This window comes from Bradyrhizobium sp. BRP23 (assembly GCF_020194135.1).
GTDB classification, from domain to species: Bacteria; Pseudomonadota; Alphaproteobacteria; order Rhizobiales; family Xanthobacteraceae; genus Bradyrhizobium; species Bradyrhizobium yuanmingense.
In genome coordinates, this window is record NZ_JADYVW010000003.1 from 396,981 (window position 1) to 413,253 (window position 16,273).

Genomic DNA, 16,273 nt, shown 5'->3' on the forward strand with positions numbered 1-16,273 from the left:
TTTGGCCTTTCTCTTCGTCCTCGCCGTCGGCCTCGTCGCCGGCACCATCTCCGGCATCGTCGGCACCGGCTCGTCGATCATGCTGATGCCGGTGCTGGTCTATGCCTATGGGCCGAAGGAGGCCGTGCCGATCATGGCGGTGGCCTCCGTCATGGCGAATTTTTCGCGGATCCTGGCCTGGTGGCGCGAGGTCGATTGGCGGGCCTGCGCGGCCTATTCGGTCACGGGCATCCCGGCGGCGGCGCTCGGCGCGCGGACGCTGCTGGCACTGCCCTCGCATGCCGTCGATCTCACCATCGGCCTCTTCCTGATCGCGATGGTGCCGGTGCGGCACTTTCTGGCGCGGCACGAGCTCAAGGCCAATCTCTGGCATCTCGCCATCGGCGGCGCGCTGATCGGCTATCTCACCGGCATCGTGGTCTCGACCGGGCCGCTCAGCGTGCCCTTGTTCTTGTTCTATGGCCTGTCCAAGGGCGCGTTCCTCGCCACCGAAGCGGCCTCCTCGCTGGGGCTCTATTTCGCGAAGTCGGTGACTTTCGAGCGTTTCGGCGCCCTGACCGGGCAGGTCTTCATCAAGGGTCTGATCGCGGGCGCCTCACTGATGTCGGGCGCCTTCATCGCCAAACGCTTCGTGCTGCATCTGAGGCCGGAAACCTTCCGCCTGCTGATGGACGCGATCATGATCGCAGCGGGGCTCTCGATGCTCTGGACCGCAACGCAGCCGTGACCCAGCCGCAACTCAGACGGCGAATTCGGAGGTGATCGATGGGCTGTCAGAGACGACGCGGCTCGCCACGGCCGGCTGCCCGTCGAGCCATTGCAGCACGGCCTCGAGTGGCTGCGGCCGCTGATAGAGGAACCCCTGCCCGAGCCGCACTCCGATCTCGCGCATGGCCTCCGCCTGCTCGGCGCGCTCGATGCCTTCGGCGACCAATGTCAGTCCCAGCGTGGCGGCGAGCGAGGCGATGACGCCGACAATGGCCTTGTCCTCGGCGCTGTCGGGGATCTCGCTGATGAACGCCTTGTCGATCTTCACCTTGTCGAGCGGAAACCGGCGCAGATGGGCGAGCGAAGAGTAGCCCGTGCCGAAATCGTCGAGCGCGATCGTGGCTCCCAGGCGCCGCAGGCGATGCAGCGTTTCGGAGGCGCTGGCGATGTTGTTGATCAGCGACCCTTCCGTGATCTCGAGCTCGAGCATCGATGCCGCGACACCGAAGCGCGCACAGGTCGCGCGCAGCTCGGCGGCGAGCGAGTGGTCGGCAAGCTCGGACGGCGGCAGATTGATCGCGATCCGCAGCTGCGGCCTGCCCGCAGCGGCCAATTGCTGCAAGGCCCGGCAGGCATCGGTCAGCACGTAGCGGGTCAGCCGCGCATTGTTCCCGCTGCGCTCGATCAGCGGCAGGAATTCGCCGGGGCCGATCACGCCGTGCTCGGGATGGCGCCAGCGGATCAGCGCTTCCAGACCGACGACCTCGTGGCTATCGAGATCGACCTGGCTCTGGTACCAGACCTCGAATTGGCCCTCGGCGAAGCCGGTGGGAATTGCGAGCTCGAGATCCCTGCGGCGGCGATAGTCGCGCTGAAGCGCTTCGTCCAGCACGGCGACCGTGCCGGGCGCCTTGCTCTTGGCGTGATAGAGCGCGATGTCGGCGAGCGTCGGCAGATGCGACAGTTCCGGATCGTCGGCGTGGCGCACGGCAAGGCCGATGCTGGCGCGCGGCACCACCTGCTTGTCATGGAGGCGGATCGGCTCGGAAATGGCATCGAGCACGCGTTGAGCGAATGCGTGCGCGGCCCGCTCGTCGCTCACCTCGGGGCGAATGACGACGAACTCGTCGCCGCCGAGCCTTGCGACCCAGTCCTCGGCTTCGACCGCGCGACGAAGGCGCTGCGAAATCTGGACCAGGAACGCATCGCCGGCCTCGTGACCGAAGGTGTCGTTGATGCCCTTGAAGTCGTCGAGATCGATGAAGCAGAACGCGACCAGCGTATCCGGCGCGCCTCCATTCTGGCTCGTCACGGCGAGGCGCTCGGTCAGGGAGCGCCGGTTCGGCAGCCCGGTGAGCGGATCGTGCGTCGCCATGTGCCCGAGCCGGTCCAGCGCGCCGGACGTCGTGTGCTGCATGGCGTTGAAAGCGCGCGCGAGCTGCCCGAATTCGTTCGAGGACGTGACATCGGCCGGATAGGCCCGGCCGTCCTGCTTGCTGCGCTGGATCGCCGACATCATGGCCGCGAGCGGCCGGCCGATGAAGATGTTGGCGGAGATGCGCATGGCGATCAGGGTCGCGAACGTTGCCAGCAGCCCGACGACGAGCATCAGCAGCAGGCGGCTGCCCGCATCCGCGTACAGCGTCGCACGCGAATAGGCGATGGCGATGCGGCCGGCCTGAACGGCCATATTGCCGTTGCTGTAGTGTATCGGGTGCGAGACTTCGGCGACCGACTGGCCTTGGGGGCGCGCGACCACGCGGGCGATCGCAGCGCCGGTATCGTCATAGACGGCCGCCGCCGCAATGGTCTCGTCGTGCATGATCTCGTTGAGCACGCCCGTGACCTGGTCGTAGCGCATCTTCCAGAGCGGCTCGGCGATCAGCTCGGCCCGGCTCTCGGCGACGCGGGCCATGCGGGCGTCGAGTTGCCTGAGCTGCGACCAGAAGCTCGATGCCTCGACGCCGGCGGAGGCGAGCAATTGCACCAGCAGCAGAACGGGCACGGTGGCCCAGATCATCGCGTGGACGACCGAGCGCAAGCGCGGCGGCGCTGCCTGCTCGTTGCGATCCGGCTCGGTCATCGCCTCATCCTTGCGCATCAGTCGGCAACGCCTTCGGCGACCGGCAGCGACGAGATGAGCGCATCGAGGGAAAAGTCATATTGACCGCAGCGCCAGGCCTTCGCCCGGAACCGCGCGAAGTCGATCCGGTCGAACGCACGGGTCTTGATGAGGTCGGCGACCGAAGCGAGATTGTCGCGCGTGATCGCCGACGTCTTGACCTCGACGCGGGGCGAGACGGCAGCAAAATCGCAGCCATCGGCATAATCGCGCAGGAGAACGACGGACCAGCCGCCGAGCAGGAAATGCCCGCCATCGGTCAGGAGCATGCGGCCCGCCTTGATCTCGCGCAGCGCATCCTCCGACCAGTTGAGGCCGACCACCTGGATGTTCTCGCCGGGCACGAGGCCGGCGGCGATCGTCGCGCGCAGCGCGCCGAGCGCCATCGGATCGTTTCCGGCCCAGATCCCGGCGGGCCGGATCTGCTTGCGCGCGGCCCAGCTCAGGTAATTTGCCGTGACCCGCTCGGCCTCGGACTTCGTCCAGTTGGCGAACAGCATGCGGTCCACCACGACGTCGGACGCAGCATCCACCGCGAGCGTGAGGCCGGCGTTGCGGGCGATCGAGGCGGGCGTGGTCTCGTCGCCACCGATGCCGAGAATGTGGATCTTGCCGTCCGCGCTCTGCCATTTCTCGGCACGCGCCGCCGTGATCAGCGCATTGGCCATCCGCGCGCCCGCGGTCTGAAGATCGGTCGTGATGTCGCCGAGCCAGGTCTTGAGCTTTTGCCTGGGCGGTCCAAGGCGCACCGCGTCCTCGCCGATCAGCGTGTTCGAAAGCAGCAGCGTCTTGACGCCCGCGGCTTCGGCCGCCTCCAGGATGGGAACGGCGGCGGATTCCTCGTTCGACAGGATGAGGAAGTCGGGCTTGTCGGGACGGACCACCACGCCGAAGCCGAGCTCCTGCATGGTGCGGTGGTTCCGCTCGCTGGTCAGCACCTCGACATGGGCATCGAGCTTGCGGCCGGCGGCCTGCATGGTCTGCGCGACCATGTCCCAATAAACCTCGCCGGACTTGCCGGGATTGACGAAGACGATGTTGAGGGGCCTGGCGATGCTACCGCCAACGGACCCGAAGACGCCGCAGGCCATGCCCGCCGCGAGCAATATTCGCAGGAATCTCGTCAATTTCGCCGCCCCCATTGGTTCCGAGATTGGACCCACGTCCGCTAAGAATTGGCAAAATCGCACCGGGCACAGCGGCGCAGGGCTAACGAAAGGTATATCTCCCGTGCCGAATTGAGATACTCGAAGCGCCGGCGATCGGCCTGCCAATCCGTGCTATCAGCACATCTGAAACCCGCGACTCGCGCTCCCCATGGCCAAATCCACACTGTCCTTCGTCTGCCAGAACTGCGGCGCGGCCTATAACCGCTGGCAGGGCAAGTGCGAGTCCTGCGGCGAGTGGAATACGCTGGCGGAAGAAGACACCAGCGGAAGCGTGCCGGTGTCGATCCGCTCCAAGCGCAAGGGAAGAACCTTCGCGCTGGAGAGTCTCGCCGGAAAGAGCCCGGATGCGCCGCGCCTGTCCTCGGGGATGACCGAGCTCGACCGCGTCACCGGCGGCGGCTTCGTGCGCGGCTCGGTGCTGCTGGTCGGCGGCGATCCCGGCATCGGCAAGTCGACGCTGCTGACGCAAGCGACCAGCCTGCTCGCGCGCGCCGGCCACCGCGTCGTCTACATCTCCGGCGAAGAGGCGGTCGCCCAGGTGCGCCTGCGCGCCGAGCGGCTCGGGCTGTCGGACGCGCCGGTGCAGCTCGCGGCCGAGACCTCGGTCGAGGACATCGTCTCGACGCTGTCGGAGGGCGCGGTGCCCCGGCTGATCGTGATCGACTCGATCCAGACCATGTGGACCGACACGGTGGAATCCGCACCCGGCACGGTGACGCAGGTGCGCGCCTCGGCGCAGGCGCTGATCCGCTTCGCCAAAAAGACCGGGGCCGCCATCATCCTGGTCGGCCACGTCACCAAGGACGGCCAGATCGCCGGCCCCCGCGTGGTCGAGCACATGGTCGATGCGGTGATGTCGTTCGAGGGCGAAGGCTCGCAGCAATTCCGCATCCTGCGCGCGGTGAAGAACCGCTTCGGACCGACCGACGAGATCGGCGTGTTCGAGATGACGGGCCTCGGCCTGCGCGAGGTCACCAACCCGTCCGAGCTGTTCCTGTCGGAGCGCGACCTCGGCACGCCCGGTACCGCGGTCTTTGCCGGCATCGAGGGCACGAGGCCCGTGCTGGTCGAATTGCAGGCACTGGTGGCCCCGACCTCGCTCGGCACCCCGCGCCGGGCCGTGGTTGGCTGGGATCCGAGCCGGCTCTCAATGGTGCTGGCGGTGCTGGAGGCCCATTGCGGGGTCAAGCTGTCCGGCCACGACGTCTATCTGAACGTTGCCGGCGGCCTTCGCATCCACGAGCCCGCGGCCGACCTCGCCGCCGCCGCGGCCCTGGTGTCGTCGCTGGTTAATGCGCAGTTACCCACCGATGCCGTCTATTTCGGCGAAATCTCGCTGTCGGGCGTGGTGCGCCCGGTGGCGCAGACCCCGGCCCGGCTCAAGGAAGCGGCAAAGCTCGGCTTCCAGCGCGCCGTGCTGCCCGAATCGGCACGGGGCGATGCGGGCGGCGATGCCGGACTGTCCCTGAACGCGGTGAACAGCCTGACGACATTGGTGGCCGAGATCGCAGCGCGGGGCTCCCGCCGGGGCGAATCCGGTGCACAGCCAGAGAAAAATGCCACACCGGCCAGATTCCGCCGCGGAGAGGGTTAGGTGGAGGTGACGCCGGAGGCCTCCGCCGCTATACAGCCGTCACAAAAGCAGCATGGGATTGCGTGGTTGCGGCCTTGCCGGGAACGCCGTCCGCCCTTCTTTTAGGGCAGCGGCCAAGCACCGATTCGCTAGAGCACCTTTGAAGTACGAGCGGACCAGACCAGCCGATGCCAGTAACCATCCTCGACCTGATCCTGCTCGGTGTGATGCTGATCTCGGGCCTGCTCGCGATGGTTCGCGGCTTCATGCGCGAAATCCTGTCGATCGCGGCCTGGGGTGCCGCGGCGATCGTGACGCTGTATTCGTTCTCGAAGCTGCTGCCGACCGCCAAGACCTATTTCAACAACGACACGGTGGCGAGCGTCGTCGTCGTGGCCGGCGTGTTCATCGGCACCCTGGTCGTGGTCTCCGTCATCACGGTCCGGATCTCCGACATGATCCTGGATTCGCGGATCGGCGCGCTGGATCGGACCCTCGGCTTCCTGTTTGGGCTGGCTCGCGGGCTTTTGATCGTCGTGGTCGCGTTCCTGTTCTTCACCTGGCTGGTGCCGGACAAGCAGCGCCCCGACTGGGTCAGCGGGGCCAAGTCCCGCGTCGTGCTGCAGGGAACCGGCGATTGGCTGATGGCCCTCTTGCCTGACGACCCCGAGAACACCATCTTGAAGAGATTCAAGAAAAACAAACCAGATGATGATCAAGCTGAATCCGAGCAGCAGCCTTCGGGCAGTGGCGACGGGTACAGTAAGTCGGCTCGTGACGGCATGAAAAAGCTGATCGAGAAACCTGCGGCGCGTTGATAGGGCCCCAAAAGAGAGGCGAGAACGAGATGCGACACCCTGACCAGGACGCCCTGCTTGATCTCGATCCAAACGCCGGTCCAGGCCCGGCGGCGCTTGAGCTTCAGGACGATCTGGAAGGCGATACGCTGCGCGAGGAATGCGGCGTCTTCGGCATCTACGGCCACCCTGATGCGGCCGCCATCACCGCGCTCGGCCTTCACGCGCTCCAGCACCGCGGCCAGGAGGCCGCCGGCATCGTCTCCTACGACGGCAGCCGCTTCCACTCCGAACGCCGCCTCGGCCTCGTCGGCGACACCTTCTCCCGCCGCGAGGTGATCGACCGCCTGCCCGGCAATGTCGCGGTCGGCCATGTCCGCTACGCCACGACCGGCGCGACCATCCTGCGCAACGTGCAGCCGCTGTTCGCCGAGCTCAATGCCGGCGGTCTCGCGGTCGCTCACAACGGCAACCTCTCCAACGGCCTGACGTTGCGCCGCGAGCTCGTCAAGAACGGCGCGATGATGCAATCGACCTCCGACACCGAGGTGATCCTGCACCTGGTGGCGCGCTCCAAGCGCGTCCGCTTCATCGAGCGCTACATCGACGCGCTGCGCGAGATCGAGGGCGCCTATGCGCTGGTCTCGCTGACCAACAAGAAGCTGGTCGGCGCGCGCGATCCGCGCGGCATCCGCCCGCTGGTGCTCGGCGAACTCGACGGCTGTCCGATCCTGACCTCGGAGACTTGCGCCCTCGACATCATCGGCGCCCGCTTCGTGCGCGACATCGAGCCCGGCGAAGTCATCGTGTTCGACGAGAACGGCCAGGACATCCACAAGCCGTTCCCGCCGATGGCGCCGCGCCCCTGCATCTTCGAATACATCTACTTCTCGCGGCCGGATTCCATCGTGCACGGCCGCTCGGTCTACGAGGTGCGCAAGAATTTCGGCGCGCAGCTCGCGCGCGAGAGCCACGTTCCGGTCGACGTCGTGGTGCCGGTGCCGGATTCCGGCGTGCCGGCCGCGGTCGGCTACAGCCAGTATTCCGGCGTGCCGTTCGAGCTCGGCATCATCCGTAACCATTATGTCGGCCGCACCTTCATCCAGCCGACGCAGGCGATCCGCGAATCCGGCGTGCGCATGAAGCACTCGGCCAACCGTGCCGCGATCGAAGGCAAGCGCATCATCCTGATCGACGACTCGCTGGTGCGCGGCACCACCTCCAAGAAGATCGTGCGCATGATGCGCGATGCCGGTGCCAAGGAAGTGCACTTCCGCCTCGCTTCGCCCCCCATCCTCTATCCCGATTATTACGGCATCGACCTGCCCGACCGCGGCGGCCTCCTGGCGGCGACGCATACGCTGGAGGAGATGCGCGAGCTCATCGGCGCCGACTCGCTCGCCTTCCTGTCGATCGACGGCATGTACCGCGCCATGGGCGAGCCGGGCCGCGACCCCGCCAATCCGAAGTTTGCGGATCACTGCTTCACCGGCGTCTATCCGACCCACCTCACCGACCAGACCCAGACCGAGCCGCAGCCGCGGCAATTGTCGCTGCTGGCGGAGGCGAGCTGACGCGAGGCCGCGACGATGCAGGTTGCCATCGCCATAGTCTGCGGACTGGTGTTGATCGGCTTCATTGTCTTCGCCTTCAGGCAAGGCCTGAAGGTGACGCCTGATAGCTCGGGAAATGGACCCAACAGCAACAACATTCAGTAAGGCGGCCGCGGGGCAAAATTCCGTCACGGCCGGCCTTGTCCCAGCCGTCCACGGCTGTAAAACCCCACCATGACAAAGCCCCTCGCTGACCGCATCGCTCTCGTCACCGGCGCCTCGCGCGGCATCGGCTATGCCACCGCAATCGCACTGGCCAAAGCCGGCGCGCACATCGTTGCGACGGCGCGTACGCAAGGAGGGCTCGAGGAGCTCGACGACGAGATCCGGAAAGAGGGTGGCAGTGCCACCCTGGTGCCGCTCAACCTCACCGATTCCGACGGCATCGCGCGTCTCGGCGCCGGCCTGCACGAGCGCTACGGCAAGCTCGACATCCTGGTCGGCAACGCCGGCGTGCTCGGTCCCTCCTCGCCGATCGGCCATATCGAGCTGAAGACCTTCAACGACGTGATCGCGGTGAACGTTTCCGCGAACTTCCAGCTGATCCGCTGCATGGAACCGCTGCTCAGGCAATCCGATGCGGGCCGCGCCGTGTTCATCACCTCGGGTGCCGCCAACAAGGCCACCGCTTACGTCAGCCCCTACGCGGCCTCCAAGGCCGCACTGGAGACGCTGGCACGTGCCTGGGCGCAGGAAACCGCAAACACGAAGCTGCGCGTCAACCTGTTCAATCCGGGCCCGGTGCGCACCCGCATGCGGGCCACCCTGATGCCCGGCGAGGATCCGGCGACGCTCGACACGCCCGAGCAGGTCGCAGAATTCATCGTGCCGCTGTGCGCGCCCGACTGGACCGAGACCGGCAAATTCTACGATTACAAGACCCGCACCCTGATGAGCTTCCGCGCGCCGGCCTGATTGCCCTCCGACGCCTTGGACGTCATGCCGGCGGTAATGTCCGTACCGCCGAGTTCGATACCGGAAAGCACATTTAGAATTTCAAGCCGACATCGAACGCGCTGAAATAGCGTCTCAACGCATTTTGCCCAAAAGTTAACCGATGGATGACGCTACGACGCAGCGTCATCCGGCTTTAGGTGCATTGCCGTCGGTCATGGGACACGGTAGAGCGTCAATTGGAATAAGGCTCCCGAAGAGAGCCGTCCGCATATTTGACAATGGAGGAAGCCTTTATGACGATGCCCGCACGCCGCGCCGCGGCTCTTCTGGCCTGTGCCGCTTTCGGCTTTGCCACATCCGCCTTCGCGCAAGACAAGACCATCAAGATCGGCGTGCTCAACGACATGTCGAGCCTCTATGCCGACATCGGCGGCCCGAACTCGGTGGCGGCAGTGAAGATGGCGGTCGAGGATTCCGGCCTGAAGGCCAAGGGCTGGACCATCGAGGTGCTCTCCGGCGATCACCAGAACAAGCCCGACATCGGCGTCAACATCGCCCGGCAATGGATCGACGCCGACAAGGTCGACGCCATCGCCGACACGCCGAGCTCCGGCGTCGCGCTCGCGGTGAGCAACCTCGTCAGGGAAAAGAATGCGGTGCTGCTCAATTCGGGTGCGGCCACCGCCGACCTCACCGGCAAGGCCTGCACGCCCAACACCGTGTCCTTCACCTACGACACCTACATGCTCGCCAACGGCACCGGCAAGGCGCTGACCAAGGCGGGCGGCGACAGCTGGTTCTTCCTCACCGCGGATTATGCCTTCGGCCATGCGCTGGAGCGTGATACCGGCGCGGTCGTCACGGCGACCGGCGGCAAGGTGCTCGGCGGCGTCAAGCATCCGCTGAACACGGCCGACTTCTCCTCCTTCCTGCTGCAAGCGCAGTCCTCCAAGGCCAAGATCATCGGCCTTGCCAATGCGGGCGGCGACACCACCAACGCGATCAAGCAGGCCGCCGAGTTTGGCATCGTCCAGGGCGGCCAGAAGCTCGCCGCGCTGCTGCTGTTCATCAACGACGTGCACTCGCTCGGCCTGAAGACCGCGCAGGGCCTGACCTTCACCGAGTCGTTCTACTGGGACCTCAACGACCAGACCCGCGAATGGTCGAAGCGTTTCCAGAAGGTCTCGCCCAAGGGCTCGATGCCCTCGATGACGGTTGCGGGCCTCTACGCCGAGATTCTGCATTACCTGAAGGCGATGGAAGCGCTCGGCAGCAATCCGCGTGACGGCGCCAAGGTCGTCGCCAAGATGAAGGAGCTGCCGACCGACGATCCGCTGTTCGGCAAGGGCCCGCTGCGCCAGGACGGACGCCGCCTCATCCCCGCCTATCTGTTCGAGGTGAAGAAGCCCGAGGAGTCGAAGGGGCCGTGGGACTATTACAAGCTGGTCGCCACCATCGCGCCGGAAGATGCGGCCAAGCCGCTCAAGGACAGCGACTGCCCGCTGGTGAAGAAGTAGGATCGTAGGGTGGGATAGCATGCGGCTGCGCAAAGCGCAGTCCGCTGGCGTAACCCACCTCTTCCGCCTCCGCGGAAATGAAAGAGGTGGGTTACGCCTTGCGGTTTGCGCTTCGCGCGAACCGCGAGGCTAACCCACCCTACGAGACTGTCCTCGTCCCGCCGAGCGACCGCACCGCGATCGCAACGCACACCACCATCAGCACCGCGGCGAGCAGGAACGGGGCGCCGGGCAGATGCAGCGGCGCGCTGGCGCCGATGAAATAGGAAAATGTCAGCGTGAATAGGAACGGGCCGACGAGCTGCGACACGCTCTGCACGCTCGCGGTTGCGCCCTGCAGCTGGCCCTGCTGATCCGGCGCGACGAGCCGCGTCATCAGCGCTTGCGAGGCGGCACCAGAGATGCCCCACAGCGCCAGAATGGGAATCCCGAGCCAGGATAGCGGTCCGGTCGGCGCAGCGCCGAGGACCACGAATCCGATCGCGCCACAGCAGAGGCCGAGCAGGAGCGCGTTGCGCTCGCCGAGCGCATGCACGATGGGGCCGATCGCAAAGCCCTGCACCACCATGGCGCAGATGCCGACCATGGCGAGCGTCAAGCCCACCGTCTTGGCATCCCAGCCGTAGCGATAGGTCGCGTAGAGCACGAAGGTCGAGGGCAGCACGACATGGGCGACCTGCGCGATGAAGTTGACGATCGACAACGCGGCAAGCAGCGCGTCGGAGCGCAGCAGATGCAGCGCCCCGAGAGGACTGGCGCTGCGCCAGCGCAGCGGCGCGCGCTTGTCGGGCGCCAGCGACTCCGGCAGCACGAACAGGCCATAGAGCGCGTTGGCGAAGCTCAGGGCCGCCGCGGCCCAAAACGGCAGGCGCGGATCGATGTCGCCGAGCAGGCCGCCGAGCGCTGGCCCCAAGATGAAGCCGGCGCCAAAGGCCGCACCGATCCGGCCGAAGACCGCCGCACGGCGTTCCGGCGGCGTGATGTCGGCGATATAGGCGAAGGCGGTCGAGATGCTCGCCGAGGTGATGCCGGAGATCACGCGGCCGATGAACAGCCACGCAAGCGACGGCGCCAGCGCCATCAAGACGTAATCGGCTGCGAGCCCGAAATTCGACAGCAGCACCACCGGCCGGCGTCCGAAACGATCGGACAGCGCACCAAGCACCGGCGAGAACACGAACTGCATCAAGGCCCAGGCGGTGCCGAACAGGCCGAAAATGCGCGCGGCATGTGCGGTGTCGTTGTCGACGAAGCTTTCGATCAGCTTCGGCAGGACCGGCATGATCACGCCGAGCGCGACCATGTCGAGCAGGATGGTGACGAAGATGAAGGCGACCGCGCCGCGCGGGGCCGGCGCTGCGTCCTGCACCACCGCCTCGCCGGCACCGTCGCTCACGATGGCCGCTTGCGCTTGTGCGCGAAGGGATTGGCCTTCTCGCGCAGCGTGATGCGCACCGGCGTGCCAGGCAGCTCGAAGGTCTCGCGCATGGAATTGGTGAGATAGCGCAAGTAGGATTGCGGCACGGCGTCGGCACGCGAGCAGAACAACACGAAGCTCGGCGGCCGGGCCTTGGTCTGGGTGATGTAGTTCAGCTTCAGCCTGCGGCCGGAGACCGCCGGCGGCGGGTTGGCCTGGATCGCCTGCTCGAACCAGCGATTGAGCGCCGAGGTAGGCACGCGCCTGTTCCAGATCGCATAGGCGTCCTGGATCGCCTGCATCAGGCGATCGATGCCCTCGCCCATCAAGCCCGAGACGGCGACGATGGGCACGCCCTTGAGCTGCGGCAGCCAATGGTCGGCATCGCGGCGCAGGCCGGAGATCGCGCCGCCGCCCTTGGTCTCCATCAGATCCCATTTGTTGACGGCGAGCACGACCGCCCGTCCCTCGCGCTCGATCAGGTCGGCAATGCGCAGGTCCTGCTCCTCGAAGCGGTTCTGCGAATCCATCATCAGCACGACGACCTCGGCAAAGCGCACCGCGCGCAGTGCGTCCGCAACCGACAGCTTTTCCAGCTTCTCCTCGATGCGCGAGCGCCGGCGCAGGCCCGCGGTGTCGAAGACGCGGAAATCGCGGCCCTTCCAGTTGATCTCGACTGCGATGGAATCGCGCGTGGTGCCGGCCTCCGGGCTGGTCAGCAGGCGCTCCTCGCCGAGCAGATGGTTGATCAGCGTCGACTTGCCGGCATTGGGCCGGCCGACGATCGCGACCCGAATCGGGCGCGTGGCCGCCTCTTCCTCGGAGATCGGCGCGTCGTCCTCATCGTCGTCTTCTTCGACGGGTTCGGGCATCAGCTTGGCCAGCGCATCGTAGAGCTCGCCCATGCCCTCGCCGTGCTCGGCCGAGATCTGGATGGGATCGCCGAGGCCGAGCGCGAATGCTTCCATTGCGCCGGCATCGCCGTGCTTGCCCTCGCTCTTGTTGGCGACCAGCAGCACCGGCTTGTCGGCCTTGCGGGCGAAATCGGCGAAGGCGCGATCGGTTGGCGTCAGGCCGATGCGGGCGTCGACCACGAAGAACAGCGCGTCGGCCTGCGCGATCGCGGTCTCGGTCTGCTCCTGCATGCGCGCGGTCAGCGAGCCCTTGGCGCCCTCGTCGAGGCCGGCGGTATCGATGATGGTGAAGCGGAGATCACCGAGCCTGGCCTCGCCTTCGCGGCGGTCGCGGGTGACGCCCGGCAGGTCATCGACCAGCGCGAGCTTCTGCCCAACCAGGCGGTTGAACAGCGTCGACTTGCCGACATTGGGCCGGCCGATGATGGCGATCGTGAAGGACATCGGTCATTCGTGCGCTGCCGAGGCTGCGCCTGTCAATGCAACGGGAAATATCAGCGCGAGAAGCTGCCGCTCGGCAGCGGTGCCGGGAAGGCGCTCTGCGATTGCTGCTGCGGGGGCTGGGTCGGCTGCACCTGCTGGGCCGGCTGATCTGGCGGCGGCGCGGTGGTGCGCCTGCGGACGATCTTGTGCTTGGGCGGCGGAGCGGACGTCGCCGGCGCTGCCTCCGGCTGCGCCTCGCCGTCGACCTCGCCGACGGGTGCCTCGGCCGGCGCGGCGGACTGCTTGGTATTCTTTGCCTTGGCCCCCTTTGCCGGCTTGGCCGGCTCCGGCTCGGCAGGCAGGGCCGCGACGGCGGGTGCGTTGGGATCGGGCTGCTGCTGCTGTGCGCCTTTGTACAGGTCCCTCGGCACGCCCTGCTCGAGCCCCGGCACGCCCTCGGGGAAGACCGGCTTGCGGTCGCCCGGCAGCTTCTTCTTGGTGTCGAGGAAGTCGAGCAGGTCGCTCGGATCGAAGCTGGAGCAGCCGCCCAGGACGCCGGTGAAGGCGATCAGGACGGCGGCTGCGATCAAGCGTGGCGTGCGGCGCATCTTGGTGTCTCGTTACGTCAGAGAACCGTCGTCAGCTTTTGGCGACGGGTGGCAACAAAGCCTGGAGCGCCTCGGCGCGAGAGCGCAGGCCGGGCGGCGTTTCGCCGTCTCCGTCAATCGCCTCGAGCCATTTGCGGGCTGCAGTCATGTCGTTGTTACGCCAGGCCGACAGCGCCAGCATCTCGCGGGCGGTGTGGCGGAAGGTCGATTTCGGCGCGGCGGAAGCTTCCAGCCGCTGCTGGATGTCGGCATAGCCGGCGCTGTCGAGCAGGAGCCCCGCGGCGCGGATCTTGGCCAGATCCTGCCACTCGCCGCCAATGCTGCGGTCGGCGGCGATGTCGTCATACATCTTCGCGGCCGCCTTGGGATCGCGGCTCGCGGCCTCCGCCGCAGCACGCAGCCGCGCCAGGGTGCGATAGCCGGACGGCGCCTTCGCGGCGAGCTCGGTGAAGGCCTTCTCGGCGTCCTCGTGCTTGCCCTGCTCGGACAGCTCGGCGGCCTTCTCGAAAGCGGCGCCCGCCTCGGCGGCCTTCTTGGCCTCCAGGTACCTATAACCCTGCCAGCCACCTGCGCCGGCGACGATCAGCACCATCAGCGCGATGAAGTAGATCGAATACTTGTCCCACAGCTTCTTGAACTGTTCGCGACGTACTTCCTCGTTGACTTCGTCAAATAATTCAGACACTTATGCCAATCCCATGCCCGTCCGGGTGCGCGCGCCAAAGCGTTCGCGTCAGGAATCCGTCCCCGTGTGGCGGCGAGGTAGCCTAACGATATGGCGGTGGCAAGGCAAAGCGAGCCCGATCAAGGCGTTAACCACCCGGGACATCCCGGATGCCCCTGCCCGGCTCAAGCTCCCAGCAGCTCCCGCAGCTGGCGCTTCAGCACCTTGCCATTGGCGTTGCGCGGCAGCGGGTCTGCCGTGATCGCCATGGTTTCGGGAATCTTGTAGTCGGACAGGCGCTCGGCGCACCAGGCGCGCAGGTCCGTATCGGTTACCGGCTGTCGCGTCACCACCACGGCGTGGACGCGCTCACCCAGCACCGGGCAAGGCCTGGAAATGATCGCGCTCTCGACCACGGCGGGATGGCCGGCCAGCACGGATTCGACCTCGGCCGAATAGATCTTCAGGCCGCCGCGATTGATCATGTCCTTCTGCCGGTCGAACACGCGAACGAAGCCTTCCGCATCGACCGAGCCGAGATCGCCGGAATGCCAGAATCCGCCCGTAAAGCTTTCGGCGGTGGCCTTCGGGTTATTCCAGTAGCCCTTGATCACGGAGGCGCTCTGGATCCAGAGCTCGCCGATCTCGCCGGGAGGCAGCTCGCGCCCGTCCGGGCCCATCACAGCGATGCGCGCGCCGGGACACGGCAGACCGACGCTGTCGATATGGCGCTCGGTCAGCTCGCCCGGCATGATGGTCGAGGGCGAGGTCGTCTCGGTCGCGCCGTAGCAGTTCATCAGCTTCAGGCCGGGAATCTTCGCCTTGAGCTTCTCGATGGTGGCGACCGGCATCGGCGCGCCGCCGAAACCGCCGATGCGCCAGCTCGAGAGATCATAGCCGTCGAAATCGGGCTGGAGCAGGCAGAGATTGTACATCGCCGGCACCATCACCGTGTAGGTGACGCGCTCGCGCGAGGCGAGCTTGAGGTAATGGGCGGCCTTGAACTCGGGCATGATGATCAGCGTCCCGCCGCAGCGGATCATGGTCGTAATGTTGGCGACGACGCCGGTGACATGGCCGAGCGGCACCGCTGCGATCGAGCGATCGGCTTCCGTCAATTGCAGGCAGGATACGAACACCATCGAGGAATGGACGATGTTGCAATGGGCCAGCATCGCGCCCTTCGGCTTGCCCGTGGTGCCGGAGGTGTAGAGGATCATCGCGGTGTCCTCTTCGCTCACCTCGATCGGTGCCGATGCCGGAGCGTTTTCGGCGAGCGAAGAGAAATGCGAGCGGGCGGGCTCGTCGTCGATGGCAATGCGATGGATCAGATCGGGCACGTCCTTTGCGTCGGGCAGGCGCTCAGCGAGCGAGGCCTCGTGGATCAGGATCTTCGCGCCGCAATCGGCGAGCACATAGGCGATTTCAGGCTTCTGCTGGCGCGTACTGAGCAGCACGGTGACGAGCCCCTCATGCGCGGCGGCAAACAGCAGCAGCGGAAATTCGATGCGGTTGCCGAGCAGGATGGCGAGGCGATCGCCGCGCTGCAATCCTAGCTTACGCAACCCCGCAGCGATCCGCGCCGCCTGCTCCGCTGCCTGCCGCCAGCTCAGCCGGACATTGCCGCAGATCAACGCTTCGCCATCGGCATTGCGGCCGCGCGCCTCCGCGATCATCGCCCAGAGGCTCGATGGCCGATCGCAAAACGCCGGCACCACCCGCTCGCCAAAACGCGACTCGAGCCGCATCGGCGGGATCTGAGATTGCGACCAGTCCATGGGGATGCCCTCGGCTTGTTGCTCTCGTTATCTTCCCCGCACGGTCAGGCGAGCCCCGTCTTGCGCTGATCGG

Annotated in this window: 14 protein-coding genes; 7 read left to right on the plus strand and 7 right to left on the minus strand. The window is 66.5% G+C overall.

Features of this window, described 5'->3' with window-relative positions:
• The first annotated feature begins 1 nt into the window (after position 1).
• Positions 2-727, plus strand: a complete 726-nt coding sequence (locus tag I6F24_RS10010) for a sulfite exporter TauE/SafE family protein (protein ID WP_225149496.1) — start codon at positions 2-4, stop codon at positions 725-727.
• A gap of 12 nt (positions 728-739) precedes the next feature.
• On the opposite strand, the gene I6F24_RS10015 is transcribed toward I6F24_RS10010, so the two are convergent.
• Entirely contained in the window at positions 740-2,809 is a 2,070-nt protein-coding gene (locus tag I6F24_RS10015; protein ID WP_074447873.1) for an EAL domain-containing protein, read from the minus strand.
• Positions 2,809-3,921 (minus strand): ABC transporter substrate-binding protein, encoded by a 1,113-nt coding sequence (locus I6F24_RS10020; RefSeq protein ID WP_036022684.1) that lies wholly within the window; start codon positions 3,919-3,921, stop codon positions 2,809-2,811. Before I6F24_RS10020 ends, I6F24_RS10015 begins: the two co-directional genes overlap by 1 nt.
• A gap of 226 nt (positions 3,922-4,147) precedes the next feature.
• Here I6F24_RS10020 and radA point away from each other — a divergent pair, with 226 nt between their 5' ends.
• The 6 genes from radA (at position 4,148) to I6F24_RS10045 (ending at position 10,396) form a co-directional block, all read left to right on the plus strand.
• Positions 4,148-5,593, plus strand: a complete 1,446-nt coding sequence (radA, locus tag I6F24_RS10025) for a DNA repair protein RadA (protein ID WP_036022683.1) — start codon at positions 4,148-4,150, stop codon at positions 5,591-5,593.
• Between the two features lie 167 nt (positions 5,594-5,760).
• Complete coding sequence (locus I6F24_RS10030) at positions 5,761-6,390, plus strand: CvpA family protein (protein WP_036000794.1); 630 nt, start codon at positions 5,761-5,763, stop codon at positions 6,388-6,390.
• Positions 6,391-6,419: 29 nt separating this feature from the next.
• The gene (gene purF / locus I6F24_RS10035; RefSeq protein WP_036000798.1) at positions 6,420-7,943 is read left to right on the plus strand and encodes an amidophosphoribosyltransferase; all 1,524 of its coding nucleotides are present in this window, start codon (positions 6,420-6,422) and stop codon (positions 7,941-7,943) included.
• A 15-nt stretch (positions 7,944-7,958) separates the two neighbouring features.
• A complete protein-coding gene (locus I6F24_RS37585; protein WP_275945375.1) occupies positions 7,959-8,087 on the plus strand; it encodes a hypothetical protein in 129 nt (42 codons plus the stop codon).
• A 69-nt stretch (positions 8,088-8,156) separates the two neighbouring features.
• Positions 8,157-8,897, plus strand: a complete 741-nt coding sequence (locus tag I6F24_RS10040) for an SDR family NAD(P)-dependent oxidoreductase (RefSeq protein WP_225149495.1) — start codon at positions 8,157-8,159, stop codon at positions 8,895-8,897.
• Positions 8,898-9,178: 281 nt separating this feature from the next.
• Positions 9,179-10,396: an ABC transporter substrate-binding protein gene (locus I6F24_RS10045; RefSeq protein ID WP_225149738.1), complete on the plus strand. Its 1,218-nt coding sequence runs from the start codon at positions 9,179-9,181 to the stop codon at positions 10,394-10,396.
• A 139-nt stretch (positions 10,397-10,535) separates the two neighbouring features.
• On the opposite strand, the gene I6F24_RS10050 is transcribed toward I6F24_RS10045, so the two are convergent.
• The 5 genes from I6F24_RS10050 to I6F24_RS10070 form a co-directional block, all read right to left on the minus strand.
• Positions 10,536-11,792, minus strand: coding sequence for a TCR/Tet family MFS transporter (locus tag I6F24_RS10050; protein ID WP_225149494.1), 1,257 nt, complete (start codon positions 11,790-11,792; stop codon positions 10,536-10,538).
• The gene (der, locus tag I6F24_RS10055) at positions 11,789-13,171 is read right to left on the minus strand and encodes a ribosome biogenesis GTPase Der (RefSeq protein ID WP_225149493.1); all 1,383 of its coding nucleotides are present in this window, start codon (positions 13,169-13,171) and stop codon (positions 11,789-11,791) included. Before der ends, I6F24_RS10050 begins: the two co-directional genes overlap by 4 nt.
• A 50-nt stretch (positions 13,172-13,221) precedes the next feature.
• Positions 13,222-13,758, minus strand: a complete 537-nt coding sequence (locus I6F24_RS10060) for a hypothetical protein (RefSeq protein WP_225149492.1) — start codon at positions 13,756-13,758, stop codon at positions 13,222-13,224.
• Positions 13,759-13,789: 31 nt separating this feature from the next.
• On the minus strand, positions 13,790-14,443 hold the full coding sequence (locus I6F24_RS10065) for a tetratricopeptide repeat protein (RefSeq protein WP_225149491.1): 654 nt from the start codon (positions 14,441-14,443) through the stop codon (positions 13,790-13,792).
• Between the two features lie 164 nt (positions 14,444-14,607).
• The gene (locus tag I6F24_RS10070; RefSeq protein ID WP_225149490.1) at positions 14,608-16,200 is read right to left on the minus strand and encodes a class I adenylate-forming enzyme family protein; all 1,593 of its coding nucleotides are present in this window, start codon (positions 16,198-16,200) and stop codon (positions 14,608-14,610) included.
• Positions 16,201-16,273: the final 73 nt, after the last annotated feature.